This is a genomic window from Rhodococcus sp. AD45-ID (assembly GCF_003023755.1).
GTDB classification, from domain to species: Bacteria; Actinomycetota; Actinomycetes; order Mycobacteriales; family Mycobacteriaceae; genus Rhodococcus_F; species Rhodococcus_F globerula.
On the sequence record NZ_PYHL01000003.1, the window covers coordinates 574,837 to 588,884 of the forward strand.

Here is a 14,048-nt window from a genome sequence, read left to right on the forward strand (position 1 = left end):
GACATCGGATCAGCGTGAATCAAACTGTTGTGACGATCATTCCTGCGGATAGGGTAGATGGCTACTGCTGTTCTGGCTCACCGATACCGGCCGGCCCAACTGAGGGAACGCGCGTTGAGCGCACGACGGTCGGTCGCACACCTTGCATCCTGCTCCGATCGGAACGATCGTGGCCGGGTCGTCCGTCTGAATGCCGCGTGAATAGACCATGCGGTCGGCGTAAGTGATGTCGCAACCAAGTCCGATGGCAAAATTACGTTCGGGGGCAAGATATCCCAACCCGCCGCTGTGAGTCGTGCGCGCAATCCACAGATACGTTCGCCCGTCCGGCATCGTTGCGACCTGAGTCAGGATGCGGCCCGGGCTGGCAAATGCTTCGTGTACCACCCACAGTGGGCAGCTACCGCCTACCCGTGAGAAGTGGAATGCTGTGGCGGACTGACGCTTCGATATATTTCCGGCGCGGTCGGTGCGGACGAAGAAGAACGGGATACCTCGCTGGCCGTGTCGCTGCAGAGTGGACAGGCGATGGCAGATCGTCTCGAACCCGACTTCGAACTTCAGGCTCAGAAGTTCGATATCGTATCGCAAGGTCTCGGCGGAGTTCAGGAATACGCTGTAGGGGAGTAGCAGCGCACCGGCAAAGTAGTGGGCCAGCCCGACGCGCGCGAGAGCAGCGGACTCCGCGGTTAGCGACTCATCTTCTGCCGCAATGGAATCAATGAGTTCTGCCTGTGTGAAGAAGGCCAACTGCATCGCGATCTGGAATGCGCGTTGCCCGGCGGAGAGGCGGCGGGCCAGGGTGAGAATTGATTTGTCGGCGTCGTAGAACCGTTTGGGCCCCAACTTGTCCGGCTCGTCAGTGCGGATGCGGACTGTGACGCCATGCTGATCGCGCAACAGTCGAGCCAGCTGAAGATCGAGTGCTCCGATGGTCAATTTGTTGTCGACAAACAGCTTTTCCGCGGCATCGTCGAGGGCTGCGATGTGATTGCGGCGATCGTAGAAGAAGTCGCGAACCTCTTCGTACGGCATGGGCATCAGGGCGGTCTCGGGTACTGCATCACCGGACAATTGTGTCGAGAATTGATCGAGTTGCTCCGTAGCGGCATGCAATCGTCTGTGCAGCATCACCAACGTACGTCCGACGGCCGGCATCCGGGCTACCAACTCGTCCACTTCGGCCAGGGATACCTCACCGGATTCCGATGTCTCGGCGAGAGCTTCGTGGACATCGGCAACCAGACGCGCATCGGAGTCCGACGCGAAGAACTGGACATCGAGGTCGAATTCGGAATTGAGTTTCAACAGAACCGGGACGGTCAGCGGGCGTTGATCGTTCTCGAGTTGATTGACGTAGCTCGGGGAGAGTTCGAGCACCTTGGCGAGTGCGGACTGTGACAGGTTGCGTTCGTCGCGCAGGCGTCGTAGACGGGCACCCGCATACATCTTTTTCATCGAATCTCCTCGGTACTGATGAAAGATCACACTACCGAGGCGAAGTTCGCAACGTTCGCAACTTTGCAAGGTCGCTGTTGCACAAATCGGCATATGCAAGCCCTTTTGTGGGGTCCTCCGCGCTGCGTAGCGTGCAAATAGATACCGAAACACGTGGAAAGAGGATCATGAAGACGCATCTCGTACGCACTCGCCGCTCGGCCGAAGAGTTCCCCAAGGATGAGCATCTGGCGTGGAAGATCGCGGAAGTTGCGACAGATTCCGTCGAGGTTGCCGATGCGACTGCCGACATGATCGTCAACAGAATCATCGACAATGCATCCGTCGCCGCGGCCTCCCTGGTGCGCCGTCCGGTCGTCAATGCCCGTGCGCAGGCACAGGCTCGTCCCTATACCCCCGGCGCTACGGTCTTCGGTGTCAGTGGCACCTTCTCACCGGAATGGGCAGCGTGGGCCAATGGCGTCGCAGTTCGTGAACTCGACTTCCACGACACCTTCCTCGCCGCTGAGTACTCGCATCCCGGTGACAACATTCCACCGATCCTCGCGGTGGCCCAGCACACGGGGCGCGACGGCAAGGACCTGATCCGCGGACTTGCAACGGGATACGAAATCCAGATCGACCTGGTTAAGGCAATCTGCCTGCACGAGCACAAGATCGACCATGTCGCTCACCTCGGCCCCTCGGCCGCCGCCGGTATCGGAACCCTGCTCGGCCTCGACACCGAGACGGTCTACCAGGCGATCGGTCAGGCACTGCACCTGACGACGGCCACCCGTCAGTCCCGCAAGGGCGAAATTTCCAGCTGGAAGGCATACGCCCCGGCGTTGGCCGGCAAGGTTGCCGTCGAAGCTGTTGACCGTGCGATGCGCGGGGAAGGTGCCCCCTCGCCGATCTGGGAAGGCGAAGACGGCGTCATTGCGTGGATGCTCGGCGGACCCGAGAAGGAATACCACGTTCCGCTGCCCGGTACCGGTGAGTCGAAGCGTGCGATCCTCGATTCCTACACCAAGGAACATTCCGCGGAGTACCAGAGCCAGGCTCCGATCGACCTCGCACGTCGGATGCGTTCCCGTGTAGGCGATCTCGATCAGATCGCGTCGATCGTCCTGCACACCAGTCACCACACGCACGTCGTGATCGGCACGGGTTCCGGTGATCCGCAGAAGTTCGATCCCACTGCTTCGCGTGAGACACTTGACCACTCGGTGATGTACATCTTCGCTGTGGCCTTGCAAGACGGTACATGGCATCACGAGCATTCCTATGCTCGCGAGCGTGCACAGCGCCCGGACACGATCGAGTTGTGGAACAAGATCTCCACGCGCGAAGACCCCGAATGGACCCGCCGCTACCACTCGATCGATCCGGACGAGAAGGCATTTGGTGCCCGCGCCGAGATCACTCTCGAGAGCGGTGAGGTCATCATCGACGAACTCGCCGTGGCCGACGCACATCCGTTGGGCGCGCGTCCGTTCGCTCGCGATCAGTACATCGCAAAGTTCCGCACCCTCGCCGAGGGCGTCATCGAGCCGGGCGAGCAGGACCGCTTCCTCGACGCTGCGCAGCGCACTGCAGAGCTGAAGGCGGGTGAGCTGAACCAGCTCACCTTCACTGTCTCCGACGACGTACTCGCTCGGGCACCCAAGGTCACCAAGGGGATCTTCTGATGACGGGCCTCATCGCAGCCTCGACGTCCGCCGCGGACAAGCGCATCGCTTTCCGGGCAGGCTTGACGTCCGGTAAGATTCAGCGACTACCTGGTGCCATCAATCCGTTGACGGCCAAGCTCATTCAGGAAATCGGGTTCGAAGGGGTCTACGTTTCCGGCGGGGCCTATTCTGCCGGACTGGCGCTTCCCGACATCGGGTTGACCACGCTCACCGAGGTGGCCGGCCACAGCAAGCAAATTGCCCGCGTCATCGATCTTCCGACGCTCATCGACGCGGACACCGGATTCGGTGAACCCATGAGTGCGGCCCGCACGGTCACGATCTTCGAGGATGACGGCATAGCCGGTTTGCACCTCGAAGACCAGATCAACCCCAAGCGCTGCGGGCACCTCGACGGCAAGGCAATTGTGTCTACCGAGGACATGGTGCGACGTATTCGGGCGGCCGTGTCTGCGCGCCGCGATCCGAACTTCGTGATCTGCGCCCGAACCGACGCCGCGGGAATCGACGGTATCGATGCCGCGATCGAGCGTGCCAAGGCCTACACCGATGCCGGCGCCGATCTGATCTTCACGGAGGCTCTCGCCACCGAGGCCGACTTCGAGAAGTTTCGCGCGGCAGTCGACGTTCCGCTGCTCGCCAACATGACCGAGTTCGGAAAGTCGAATCTCATCTCGGCAAAGACGTTGGAAGAGATCGGCTTCAACGCCGTCATCTACCCCGTGACCACCCTCCGGCTGGCGATGTTCGCCATCGAAAAGGGACTTCGCGAGATTCATGCAGAAGGCACTCAGGAAGGCCTGCTCGGTGAGATGCAGCACCGCAGCCGTCTCTACGAGCTTCTCGAGTACGAACGTTACAACGAATTCGACAGTGGCATTTTCAATTTCAGTTTGGAGGGGAGTAGGACATGACCGAACAGATTCCGACGATCTACAAGGGTTTGGCGGGAGTTGTCGTTGACACGACGGCGATCTCCAAGGTGGTGCCCGAGACGAATTCGTTGACGTATCGCGGTTATGCGGTGCAGGATCTTGCCGCCAACTGCAGCTTCGAAGAAGTTGCGTACCTGCTCTGGTATGGCGAACTGCCAACTCCGGAGCAACTCGAATTGCTGTGTCTACGTGAGCGTGCGGCCCGTCGCGCTGATCGGTCACTTCTGTCACTGCTGACGAAGATGCCGGACAACTGTCATCCGATGGACGTGGTCCGCACTGCCATCAGCTATCTCGGGGCCGAAGATCCAGCGGAGGACGACAATTCGGCGCCAGAGAATCTTGCGAAGGCACTTCGAATGACGGCAGTTCTGCCGACGATTGTCGCAGCCGACTTCCGTCGTCGTCGTGGCCAGGATCCCACCCCGCCGCAGTCCGAACTGGGTTTCGCCGAGAACTTCCTCAACATGTGCTTCGGCGCGGTACCGGACGAGGCAATCGTCAAGGCTTTCGAAGTATCCCTGATTCTGTACGCAGAGCACAGCTTTAACGCCTCGACGTTTGCGGCTCGTGTCGTGACCTCGACGCTGTCCGACATCTACAGCGCTGTCACGGCGGCCATCGGTGCTCTCAAGGGCTCGTTGCATGGCGGTGCAAACGAAGCCGTCATGCACGACATGCTCGAGATCGACGATCCCGATCGTGCGGAGGCATGGATGTCGGCCAAGTTGGCCGCCAAGGACAAGGTGATGGGCTTCGGACACCGTGTCTACAAGAACGGTGACTCGCGGGTTCCGACCATGAAGGACGCCCTCATCGAGGTCGCTGCGGTCACCGATGGCGAGAAGTGGGTGCAGATGTACGACATCCTCGAGAAGACGATGGTCAGCGCCACCGGAATCAAGCCGAACCTCGACTTCCCCACGGGTCCCGCTTATTACCTCATGGGCTTCGACGTCGAGATGTTCACTCCCATCTTCGTGATGAGTCGAATCACCGGGTGGACGGCGCACATTATCGAGCAGGGGCAGTCCAACGCCCTGATCAGGCCGCTGAGCCAGTACTCCGGCGTGCCGCAGCGAACGGTCGTGGCCTGACACCTTCAGACTGCGTCGGTGAGGTTCGGTTCTGGCATCACCGTCTCCTGGCCTCGTCGACGCTTCTCCACGCATGGCCCGCACATTTCCGTGCGGGCTATGCGCATTTCGCGGTACCGAACCACACTCGACAGCGAGGTTTTCTTCTTCATGTTCTCCAAAGTGCTTGTCGCCAACCGAGGCGAAATTGCCATTCGCGCGTTCCGCGCTGCCTACGAACTAGGTGCCGGAACGGTGGCTGTGTTCCCGTACGAGGATCGGAACTCGATCCACCGGTCCAAAGCCGATGAGAGCTATCAGATCGGGGAGAAGGGGCATCCTGTTCGTGCGTACCTGTCAGTGTCGGAAGTGGTTGCAGCAGCGAAGAAGGCGGGCGCCGACGCCGTCTATCCGGGTTATGGATTTCTTTCGGAGAACCCTGAACTCGCGGCAGCATGTGCCGAGGCGGGTCTTACGTTCGTGGGGCCGTCGGCCGAGGTGTTGGAGTTGACGGGAAACAAGGCCCGCGCAATCGCAGCAGCGCGAACAGCGGGACTGCCGGTTCTCGAGTCTTCCGAACCGTCCACCGACATCGACGCGCTGATGAAAGCTGCGGAGTCGATGGAGTTCCCGATTTTCGTGAAAGCAGTCGCTGGCGGCGGCGGGCGGGGGATGCGCCGCGTTGCCGAACGCTCACAGTTGCGGGAATCGATCGAAGCTGCTGCCCGAGAAGCTGAGTCGGCGTTTGGTGACGCTACGGTATTTCTCGAGCAGGCAGTGGTCGACCCTCGCCATATCGAGGTGCAGATCCTCGCTGACGGCGAGGGCAACGTTATCCACCTGTTCGAGCGCGACTGCAGTGTGCAACGACGCCATCAGAAGGTCGTGGAAATTGCGCCTGCTCCAAACCTTCCGGCCGGACTGCGCGAGAAGATCTGTGCCGATGCCGTGGCCTTTGCGAAAGCCATCAACTACTCGTGTGCCGGCACTGTCGAGTTCCTGCTCGACACTCGTGGCAACCACGTGTTCATCGAGATGAACCCGCGAATCCAGGTGGAGCACACTGTCACCGAAGAAGTCACGGACGTCGATCTGGTTCAGGCTCAGCTCCGAATCGCTTCGGGTGAGACCCTCGCCGATCTGGGACTTCGGCAGGAGTCGATCGTTCTGCGCGGCGCCGCACTTCAATTGCGCATCACTACCGAGGACCCGGCAAACGGCTTTCGGCCGGACACCGGGCGCATCACCGCTTACCGCACACCGGGTGGTGCCGGGGTCCGCCTCGACGGCGGCACGACACTCGGTGCGGAAGTCGGCGCTCATTTCGATTCCATGTTGGTGAAGCTGACCTGCCGCGGACGCGATCTCCCCACAGCCATCTCGCGGGCCAGGCGCGCAGTCACCGAATTCCGCATTCGTGGAGTTTCCACCAATATCCCCTTCCTGCAAGCAGTTCTAGACGACGCGGACTTCCGTGCGGGCGAGGTGACAACATCGTTCATCGAGGAACGTCCCCGGCTTCTCACGTCGCGGGTATCGGCAGACCGGGGAACGAAGATCCTCACCTATCTCGCCGACGTGACGGTGAACCAGCCGAACGGAAAGCGGCCGTCGCAGGGCTATCCGCACGACAAACTCCCGAAAATCGACCTGACCACGACACCGAAAGACGGTTCCAAGCAGCGACTTGTGGAGTTGGGTCCGGCCGGTTTTGCTGCTGCCTTGCGTCAGCAGAATGCCGTGGCCGTCACGGATACCACATTCCGTGACGCGCATCAGTCACTTCTCGCGACCAGGGTTCGTACCAGCGGTCTCCTCGCGGTGGCCGGCCATGTGTCTCGGATGACTCCGGAACTGTTGTCCATCGAGGCTTGGGGTGGTGCAACTTATGATGTGGCGCTCCGCTTCTTGAAGGAAGATCCATGGGAGAGGCTCGCGGCGTTGCGTGAAGCAGTTCCGAATATCTGCTTACAGATGTTGCTGCGTGGCCGTAACACCGTCGGGTACACGCCGTATCCGGAAAAGGTGACCACCGCGTTCGTGGAGGAAGCTGCCCGTACCGGCGTCGATATCTTCCGAATCTTCGACGCTCTCAACAACATAGATCAGATGCGACCGGCCATCGACGCAGTCCGCGAGACCGGCACGACAGTCGCGGAGGTGGCGCTCAGTTACACCGGTGACCTGTCGAATCCCGCGGAGAAGCTCTACACGCTCGACTACTACCTCCGCCTCGCGGAGGAGATCGTGGAAGCGGGAGCTCACGTTCTCGCGATCAAGGACATGGCAGGATTGCTTCGGGCACCTGCCGCCGCGACTCTCGTTTCCGCACTGCGGAGCAACTTCGACCTTCCGGTGCACGTCCACACCCACGACACTCCGGGCGGACAGCTCGCGACTTACCTGGCGGCGTGGCAGGCCGGCGCCGACGCGGTGGACGGCGCCTCTGCTCCGATGGCCGGAACCACCAGTCAGCCGGCGTTGTCGGCGATCGTGGCTGCCGCGGCTCACTCCGAGTACGACACTGGAATTGATCTTGCGGCCGTGTGCAACCTGGAACCCTACTGGGAGTCATTGCGAAAGGTGTACTCACCGTTCGAGTCCGGTGTTCCGGCGCCGACCGGCCGGGTCTACACACACGAGATTCCCGGTGGCCAGCTGTCCAATCTACGCACCCAGGCAACGGCATTGGGTCTAGGTGATCGTTTCGAGGATGTCGAGTCGAAGTATGCGGCGGCAGACCGGATGCTGGGGCGTCTCGTCAAGGTGACGCCGTCATCGAAGGTGGTCGGCGACTTGGCTCTTCACCTGGTGGGTGCGGGAGTGAGCGCCGATGAGTTTGCTGCAGATCCTGCGAAGTTCGATATCCCCGAATCGGTGATCGGCTTTCTGCGTGGCGAATTGGGTACTCCGCCGGCAGGTTGGCCGGAGCCGTTCCGTACCAGGGCATTGGAAGGCCGTGGTCCGGCAAAGCCCGAGGTGAAGCTGTCCGTCGAGGATACGAAAGCGCTTGACGGAGAATCCGGGGAAGTCCGGTCGACGTTGAATCGGTTGTTGTTCCCCGGTCCGACACGGGACTACCTGGAACACCTCGAGCATTACGGCGACACCTCGAGGCTTTCCGCAAATCAGTTCTTCTACGGTTTGCGCCGCGGCGAGGAACATCGCGTGAAACTCGAACCTGGCGTGGAACTGATCATCGGACTCGAAGCGATCTCCGAGCCGGACGAGCGCGGGTTCCGGACGGTGATGTGCATCCTCAACGGTCAACTGAGGCCGGTTTCGGTGCGAGACCGGAGCATCGCCGACACCGTTCCGGCTGCAGAGAAGGCTGACCGGAGCGTTCCTGGACACGTTCCCGCACCATTTGCCGGAGTGGTGACATTGACTGTCGAACCGGGGCAGAAGGTCTCGGCTGGTGACACGGTTGCCACGATCGAGGCGATGAAGATGGAGGCCTCGATCACCGTGCCATGCGCCGGTTTCGTGGGCAGGCTCGCCATTGCCCCGTTGGCACAGGTGGAGGGTGGTGACTTGCTGGTGGTGATCGAGCCGTAAGTACTTCCGATCGACGCCGGGCATCGTGTTACTAGAGCAGTTGCCCTCGGATAAGTCCGTAGTCTTCGCGCAGCCATCGGGTGAACTGGTCGCCGTCCATCTCGGTGGCCTGTACCCGCGGTAAGGCGCAGGGGTCGTCACTGCCGATCGCTGGCATGGGCACGCTGGTGCACGCGACGTCGATGCCGAGTTCGCGGACCGCAGCCCGGGCAGTGTCGTCGAAACGCCCGTACGGGTACGAGAATCGAGTGATCGGACGGCCGGACAGCTCCTCGATCTTGCGGTGTCCGGCGCTGATCTGCGTGCGCTGCCGCTCGGCCGGAAGGTCTGTCAACGAGACGTGGTCGAGCGTGTGACTGCCGAGGGTGATCAGCGGGTGATCTGCGAGTTGCGCGAACTGTTCCGCGTCGAGGGCCACTCGCGACGTTGGCGTCGTCGCCATTCGACCTCCCCAGGCCAGCACATGATCGATCGCGTCGTCCTGCTCGGTCGGCTCCAGCACGACGATTGCGTCCCAGAGCGCGCGAAACAACGCTTGACGGGAGGTTGTGATCTCGCCGCTGTCGGCACGCCAGCGCGCATTCGTCGCGCTGTCGCCGGGGCGCTCGTTCAGCGTGAAGGTCCGCCGGCCGTTCCCGAACGGAAAATCCAGCCGATCCGGTAGTGGTTCACCGCTCGGCACGGCGCGTTGCAAACCGTCCCACCAGAATTCGCGGGTGCGACCGACGGCGTTTCCGATGACAAAGATGGTCGCCGGAATCTCGTAACGCTCGAGTACCGGCAATGCGGCGACAAGATTGTCGACGTAACCGTCGTCGAATGTCACGGCCAACTGGGAACCGGTGCGCGTATAGGCATCGCTGCCCGCAAAGTTCGCGAGGTCGACGGCGGCACGCGCCTGGGCGAGTACTGCCATCTGGTCGTCGAATGCGTTCGGGGAGATGCAGATTGCCCAGGGGTCGTAGGTCTCCTCGCTGATGCAGTGGTACATCAGGATGCCGCCGCGGCGCCGTTGTTTCCGGGCGCGTAGTCGGAGCATCCGGGCGAGGGCGTCACGCCTCGACATCGTCGCCCTTGCGTGCCGCGACCGTCACGATGACGGGGTACTCGGGGTCGAAGACGTTCAGTTCCTGCCTCTTCAACTCGCGGTCGGCCATGCCGTGCAGGAACGCTGTAGCCGACAGCACATTGCCGAACGCCCGCACGTCGACGCTCTCGCGGGGGAAGGGGCCGCCGAACAGTCGATTCACGGCCAATTCCGTGAACGACCAGTACCAGGTCGAGTTCCACACCGGGTCGGCGATCTGACTGATGCCGGGCACGGTGCACAGCACCACTCCGCCGGGCTTGAGAATGCGATGGAGCGTCGCCACTGCGGCGTTCGTGTCGAAGATCATCTGCAGCGTCTGCGTCAGGATGATGCAGTCGTAGGTGTTGCTCGGCACGTTCGGTGCGTCGGTGAGATCGGCGACGTAGGTTGCGTCTTCCACGTCTGCGACGTGCAGCATGTCCGAACGGGTGACACCCTCGCCGAAAGCCTCGGTGTAGGTCCGCTCGCCGATCTCCAGCACGGATCCGGTGATCAGGTGGCTGTTCGTGTCGAGAAAGCCCTCGATGTAGAAGCGATCGATCGGACGTCCACGCTCGAAACCGTATTCACGGCAGATCGGCTCGATCCTTCGGAGGTCGCCGAAACGCACCTTGCCGACGCGCGGCTTCTGTCGCCGATCATTGATTACTCGGAGCACACGGCGGTAGTTGTCTTCACCCAGAACCGTGCGGGCAAGTGAAGTCCTACTGCGCTGGAGAAGCGTCATCGTCAATCCGTTCTCGGTGTCGGCCAACGGAGTCGGCACAGCAGGCGCAGTCGTCCGAGACCTGGGAACCAGCTGTGTACTCCCTGTGAGTTAGGCGAACCTTACCTAAGGTGGATGCGGCAGCTGTCAGGGGGTCCCGCTGGAATCTCCCAGGGGCGAACGAAGAGCTCGGTGCGACCGGAACGACGACGACGCCGCACAGGAGTCCCACCGAAATAGCGGGGACCTGTGCGGCGTCGAGTCGAGCTATGTGGTTGTGCTTATCGATCTGCCTGCGTGGCCGGGAGGATACGTGCGCTGACCTCACCGAACCCGATGCGTGAACCGCCGGCTGCTGGTGCGGTGGCCGAGATGGAGATGACATCTCCGTCTTCGAGGAAGGTGCGAGTCTCGTCGCCGACAGCGACGGGTTCTTTTCCGCCCCAGGTCAGTTCGATGAAGGCGCCGCGCTGGTTCTTCTCGGGGCCCGAGATGGTTCCGGACGCAAAGAGATCGCCGGTACTCGCGACCGCTCCGTTGATGGTGGTGTGGGCCAACATCTGCGCGGGTGACCAGTACATCTGCGCGTACGGCGGACGGGAGACGACGTGACCGTTCCATTCGACAGCGAGGTCGATGTCGAGTCCCCACTTTTCCTCGCCGCGCAGGTAGGGGAGGGGTTCGGGATCCTGGACGGGAGTGTCGATGCGGGCAGCTTCGAGAGCCAGAAGCGGGACGACCCACGGGGAGATGGACGTGGCAAAGCTCTTGCCCAGGTTGGGGCCGAGCGGGACGTATTCCCACGCCTGAATGTCGCGGGCAGACCAGTCGTTCACGACAACGGCGCCGAAGACGTGGTCGGCAAATTCGTCAGGCGTGATGGAATCGCCCATCTTCGAAGGGGTTCCGACGATGAATCCCATCTCGGCCTCGATGTCGAGGCGGCGCGACGGTCCGAAATCCGGGTTCGCCTGGTCAGGGCTCTTGCGCTGGCCACAGGGACGAATGATGTCTGTGCCGGATACGACGACGGTGCTCGAACGCCCGTGGTAGCCCACGGGAAGGTGCTTCCAGTTGGGCATCAGGGGAGCGGAATCCGGGCGGAAGAGACGGCCGAGGTTGGTGGCGTGATTCTCCGACGCGTAGAAGTCGACGTAGTCGGCCACTGTGATCGGCAGATGCATCTCGACGGAGTCGATGGAAAAGACTGCGTCGGAGGGGATTTCTCCGGTTGCAAGTTCGGTGATCTGGTTGCGCACGGATACCCAGCGATCGCGGCCTTGTGCCATGAACGCGTTCAACGTCGGTTCCGAGAAGACGGAATCGCTCAGTGCCACTGCAAGGTCGATGACAGAGTCACCCACTCGAACGCCGACACGCGGAGCGCCGCCTGCGGGGGAGAACACACCGTATGGCAGATTGTCGAGCCCGAAGAGCGAGTCGGCGGGAATGTTGATGGTCGTCATGGTCATGCGAGTGTTCCTTCTGTCTTCTCGGACCGGTTGATCAGTCCCAGGTCTTCGAGTTCGGTCAGTGGGTCCGAGATGCTGCAGGTGCCGAACGAGAGGAAGCGTCGACGCACGTCCTGGTCATCGAGTTCGGACACGCTGTGTGCGATAGTGGTTCCGTCACGTTCTGCCAGTGCGGCAACTACATCGGACCGATCTGCGCCGGTCGCCGCAGCGCCGACTGCCGACAGGATGTTGAGGAAGCCGTGCTGCTCGAAACCCGTGTCGGGATCTGTGTTCCGTACGGCATGATGCAGCCCTGCGGTGGCCTTGAACGGAATACCAGCGCGGACAACGGAAATGATGGCGTCAGCGAGTTCGTTCTCGTCGGGATACGCCTCGGCCTGAACGCCGCCGGTGCGGAACTTCGCGCTGTAACCGGCCTTTTCCAGCGCGGCAATGTAGCTGTCGCGTCGATCGTCGCGGGGAACCTCGACAAAGATGTCGATGTAGGGATACGCGGCGTGAATGCGCGCCAGCTCGTCGAAAGCATGATCGGCCGCTACGCCGGAAGGTGTTCCAACCTCCACCGCTACGACGTCGACGCCGGGGATGGCCAAGGCCTTTGCCACTGCGGCCGCGACGGCGTCCGGGCCGGCAGGAACCGTGAGACTCAGTGCCAGAGGATGATCGGTAGAAACGTGAGCGGAGAGTTCGTCCAATCGCGGCGCGGGGAAGACGAACGGGCCGACCAATGCTGAGTAGCCGGCTTCGAGGTAGGACTGATGCGATGGAACTGCTTCGGCGAGAGGAGCATTGCCGGGTGGGAACAGGGCGGCGTCGTCGCACAGACCGCGCAGAAGTGGGGAGATGACGGTCATTGTGCAGGCCCCCGTCCGGCCCAACTCCAGGCGTAGTTGTCATCTTCGCAGGCCAATGCGCCTTCGCCGAGTTCGAGCGGCCGGAACGTGTCGACCATGACGGCCAGCTCGTCGAAGAACTCTGCACCGATGCTGCGCTCGTACGCTCCTGGCTGCGGGCCGTGTGCGTGTCCGCCGGGATGAACCGAGATGGAACCCTGGCCGATGCCGGAACCCTTGCGTGCTTCGTAGTCGCCGCCGCAATAGAACATGATCTCGTCGGAGTCGACATTGGAGTGGTAGTACGGCACGGGAATCGACAGCGGGTGGTAGTCGACCTTGCGTGGCACGAAGTTACAGATCACGAAGTTGTTGCCCTCGAACGCCTGATGCGCCGGCGGCGGCTGGTGAACGCGGCCGGTGATGGGTTCGTAGTCGGAGATGTTGAACGTGTACGGGTACAGGCAACCGTCCCAGCCGACCACGTCGAAGGGATGCGTCGGGTAGACCATGCGGGTTCCCACGATGCCGGCCGACGTCCGGTGCTTGACCAAGACCTCCACATCGGTACCTTCGGCGATCAGGGGAGCCGTGGGTCCGTGTAGGTCGCGCTCGCAGAACGGTGCGTTCTCGAGCAACTGGCCGAATCGTGAGAGGTAACGCTTGGGCGGAACGATGTGGCTGTTCGCTTCGATCGCGTAGGCGCGTAGTGGCTTGTCGCCCTTGGGGATCCAGCGATGCGTCGTGGACATCGGGATGAGGACGTAGTCGCCTTCGCGTGCTTCGAGTGCGCCGAATACCGTTTCGACAGTGGCTTCACCGGATTCGATGTAGACCATCTCGTCGCCGATTGCGTTGCGGTACAGGGGCGATGCCGCGCCGGCAATGACGTAGGACAGGCGGACGTCGGCATTGCCGAGGATCAGGCGCCGTCCGGTCACCACATCCGTTTCGGCCCAGATGCTTTCCGGGAACAGGTCGTGCAGCTTCAGATGCCGCGGTTTGAGTGGGTGATTGGGCGTGGTGCTCTGGTCACGCAGTTCCCAGACCGTGGCGTCGACGATCGCCGACGGAATCTCGCGGTGGTACAGGAGTGACGAGTCGGAGGAGAATCCTTCTTCGCCCATCAACTCCTCGTAATAGAGGTTTCCTGCTTCGTCACGGTGCTGAGTGTGACGCTTCGGGGGGACATTGCCGAGTTGTCGGTAGAACGCCATGTCCGGCCTCCTTCTGTGCTGTTTCCG

Annotated in this window: 10 protein-coding genes; 4 read left to right on the forward strand and 6 right to left on the reverse strand. The window is 61.8% G+C overall.

Translation table 11 applies throughout. The features are described 5' to 3' along the window. Window positions 1-36 precede the first annotated feature (36 nt). A complete protein-coding gene (locus C7T36_RS26785; protein ID WP_045068895.1) occupies window positions 37-1,458 on the reverse strand; it encodes a short-chain fatty acyl-CoA regulator family protein in 1,422 nt (473 codons plus the stop codon). 167 nt (window positions 1,459-1,625) lie between these two features. Here C7T36_RS26785 and prpD point away from each other — a divergent pair, with 167 nt between their 5' ends. The 4 genes from prpD (at window position 1,626) to C7T36_RS26805 (ending at window position 8,700) form a co-directional block, all read left to right on the forward strand. Further along, window positions 1,626-3,128 carry a 2-methylcitrate dehydratase PrpD gene (prpD, locus tag C7T36_RS26790; protein ID WP_045068897.1) on the forward strand — a complete coding sequence of 501 codons (1,503 nt, stop codon included), beginning with the start codon at window positions 1,626-1,628 and terminating at the stop codon, window positions 3,126-3,128. Continuing rightward, window positions 3,128-4,045, forward strand: coding sequence for a methylisocitrate lyase (gene prpB / locus C7T36_RS26795; protein ID WP_045068899.1), 918 nt, complete (start codon window positions 3,128-3,130; stop codon window positions 4,043-4,045). Before prpD ends, prpB begins: the two co-directional genes overlap by 1 nt. Further along, window positions 4,042-5,163, forward strand: coding sequence for a bifunctional 2-methylcitrate synthase/citrate synthase (locus tag C7T36_RS26800; RefSeq protein WP_033234020.1), 1,122 nt, complete (start codon window positions 4,042-4,044; stop codon window positions 5,161-5,163). The genes prpB and C7T36_RS26800 overlap by 4 nt, the downstream gene beginning before the upstream one ends. Before the next feature lie 150 nt (window positions 5,164-5,313). Beyond that, on the forward strand, window positions 5,314-8,700 hold the full coding sequence (locus tag C7T36_RS26805; RefSeq protein WP_045069758.1) for a pyruvate carboxylase: 3,387 nt from the start codon (window positions 5,314-5,316) through the stop codon (window positions 8,698-8,700). Between the two features lie 31 nt (window positions 8,701-8,731). Here the strand turns inward: C7T36_RS26805 and C7T36_RS26810 are convergent, their stop codons facing one another. The 5 genes from C7T36_RS26810 to C7T36_RS26830 form a co-directional block, all read right to left on the reverse strand. Further along, the gene (locus C7T36_RS26810) at window positions 8,732-9,766 is read right to left on the reverse strand and encodes a polysaccharide deacetylase family protein (protein ID WP_239654770.1); all 1,035 of its coding nucleotides are present in this window, start codon (window positions 9,764-9,766) and stop codon (window positions 8,732-8,734) included. After that, window positions 9,753-10,556: a methyltransferase domain-containing protein gene (locus C7T36_RS26815; RefSeq protein WP_239654771.1), complete on the reverse strand. Its 804-nt coding sequence runs from the start codon at window positions 10,554-10,556 to the stop codon at window positions 9,753-9,755. The genes C7T36_RS26810 and C7T36_RS26815 overlap by 14 nt, the downstream gene beginning before the upstream one ends. 221 nt (window positions 10,557-10,777) lie before the next feature. After that, window positions 10,778-11,962, reverse strand: a complete 1,185-nt coding sequence (gene fahA, locus C7T36_RS26820) for a fumarylacetoacetase (protein ID WP_045069765.1) — start codon at window positions 11,960-11,962, stop codon at window positions 10,778-10,780. Window positions 11,963-11,964: 2 nt separating this feature from the next. After that, window positions 11,965-12,825: a hypothetical protein gene (locus C7T36_RS26825; RefSeq protein WP_045068901.1), complete on the reverse strand. Its 861-nt coding sequence runs from the start codon at window positions 12,823-12,825 to the stop codon at window positions 11,965-11,967. Continuing rightward, entirely contained in the window at window positions 12,822-14,021 is a 1,200-nt protein-coding gene (locus C7T36_RS26830; protein ID WP_045068903.1) for a homogentisate 1,2-dioxygenase, read from the reverse strand. Before C7T36_RS26830 ends, C7T36_RS26825 begins: the two co-directional genes overlap by 4 nt. Between the last annotated feature and the right edge of the window lie 27 nt (window positions 14,022-14,048).

Coding starts and splice junctions, on each gene's coding strand:
- C7T36_RS26785 (WP_045068895.1), bottom strand. CDS start 1,458: ATGAAAAAGATGTATGCGGGTGCCCGTCTACGACGCCTGCGCGACGAA.
- prpD (WP_045068897.1), top strand. CDS start 1,626: ATGAAGACGCATCTCGTACGCACTCGCCGCTCGGCCGAAGAGTTCCCC.
- prpB (WP_045068899.1), top strand. CDS start 3,128: ATGACGGGCCTCATCGCAGCCTCGACGTCCGCCGCGGACAAGCGCATC.
- C7T36_RS26800 (WP_033234020.1), top strand. CDS start 4,042: ATGACCGAACAGATTCCGACGATCTACAAGGGTTTGGCGGGAGTTGTC.
- C7T36_RS26805 (WP_045069758.1), top strand. CDS start 5,314: ATGTTCTCCAAAGTGCTTGTCGCCAACCGAGGCGAAATTGCCATTCGC.
- C7T36_RS26810 (WP_239654770.1), bottom strand. CDS start 9,766: ATGTCGAGGCGTGACGCCCTCGCCCGGATGCTCCGACTACGCGCCCGG.
- fahA (WP_045069765.1), bottom strand. CDS start 11,962: ATGACGACCATCAACATTCCCGCCGACTCGCTCTTCGGGCTCGACAAT.
- C7T36_RS26825 (WP_045068901.1), bottom strand. CDS start 12,825: ATGACCGTCATCTCCCCACTTCTGCGCGGTCTGTGCGACGACGCCGCC.
- C7T36_RS26830 (WP_045068903.1), bottom strand. CDS start 14,021: ATGGCGTTCTACCGACAACTCGGCAATGTCCCCCCGAAGCGTCACACT.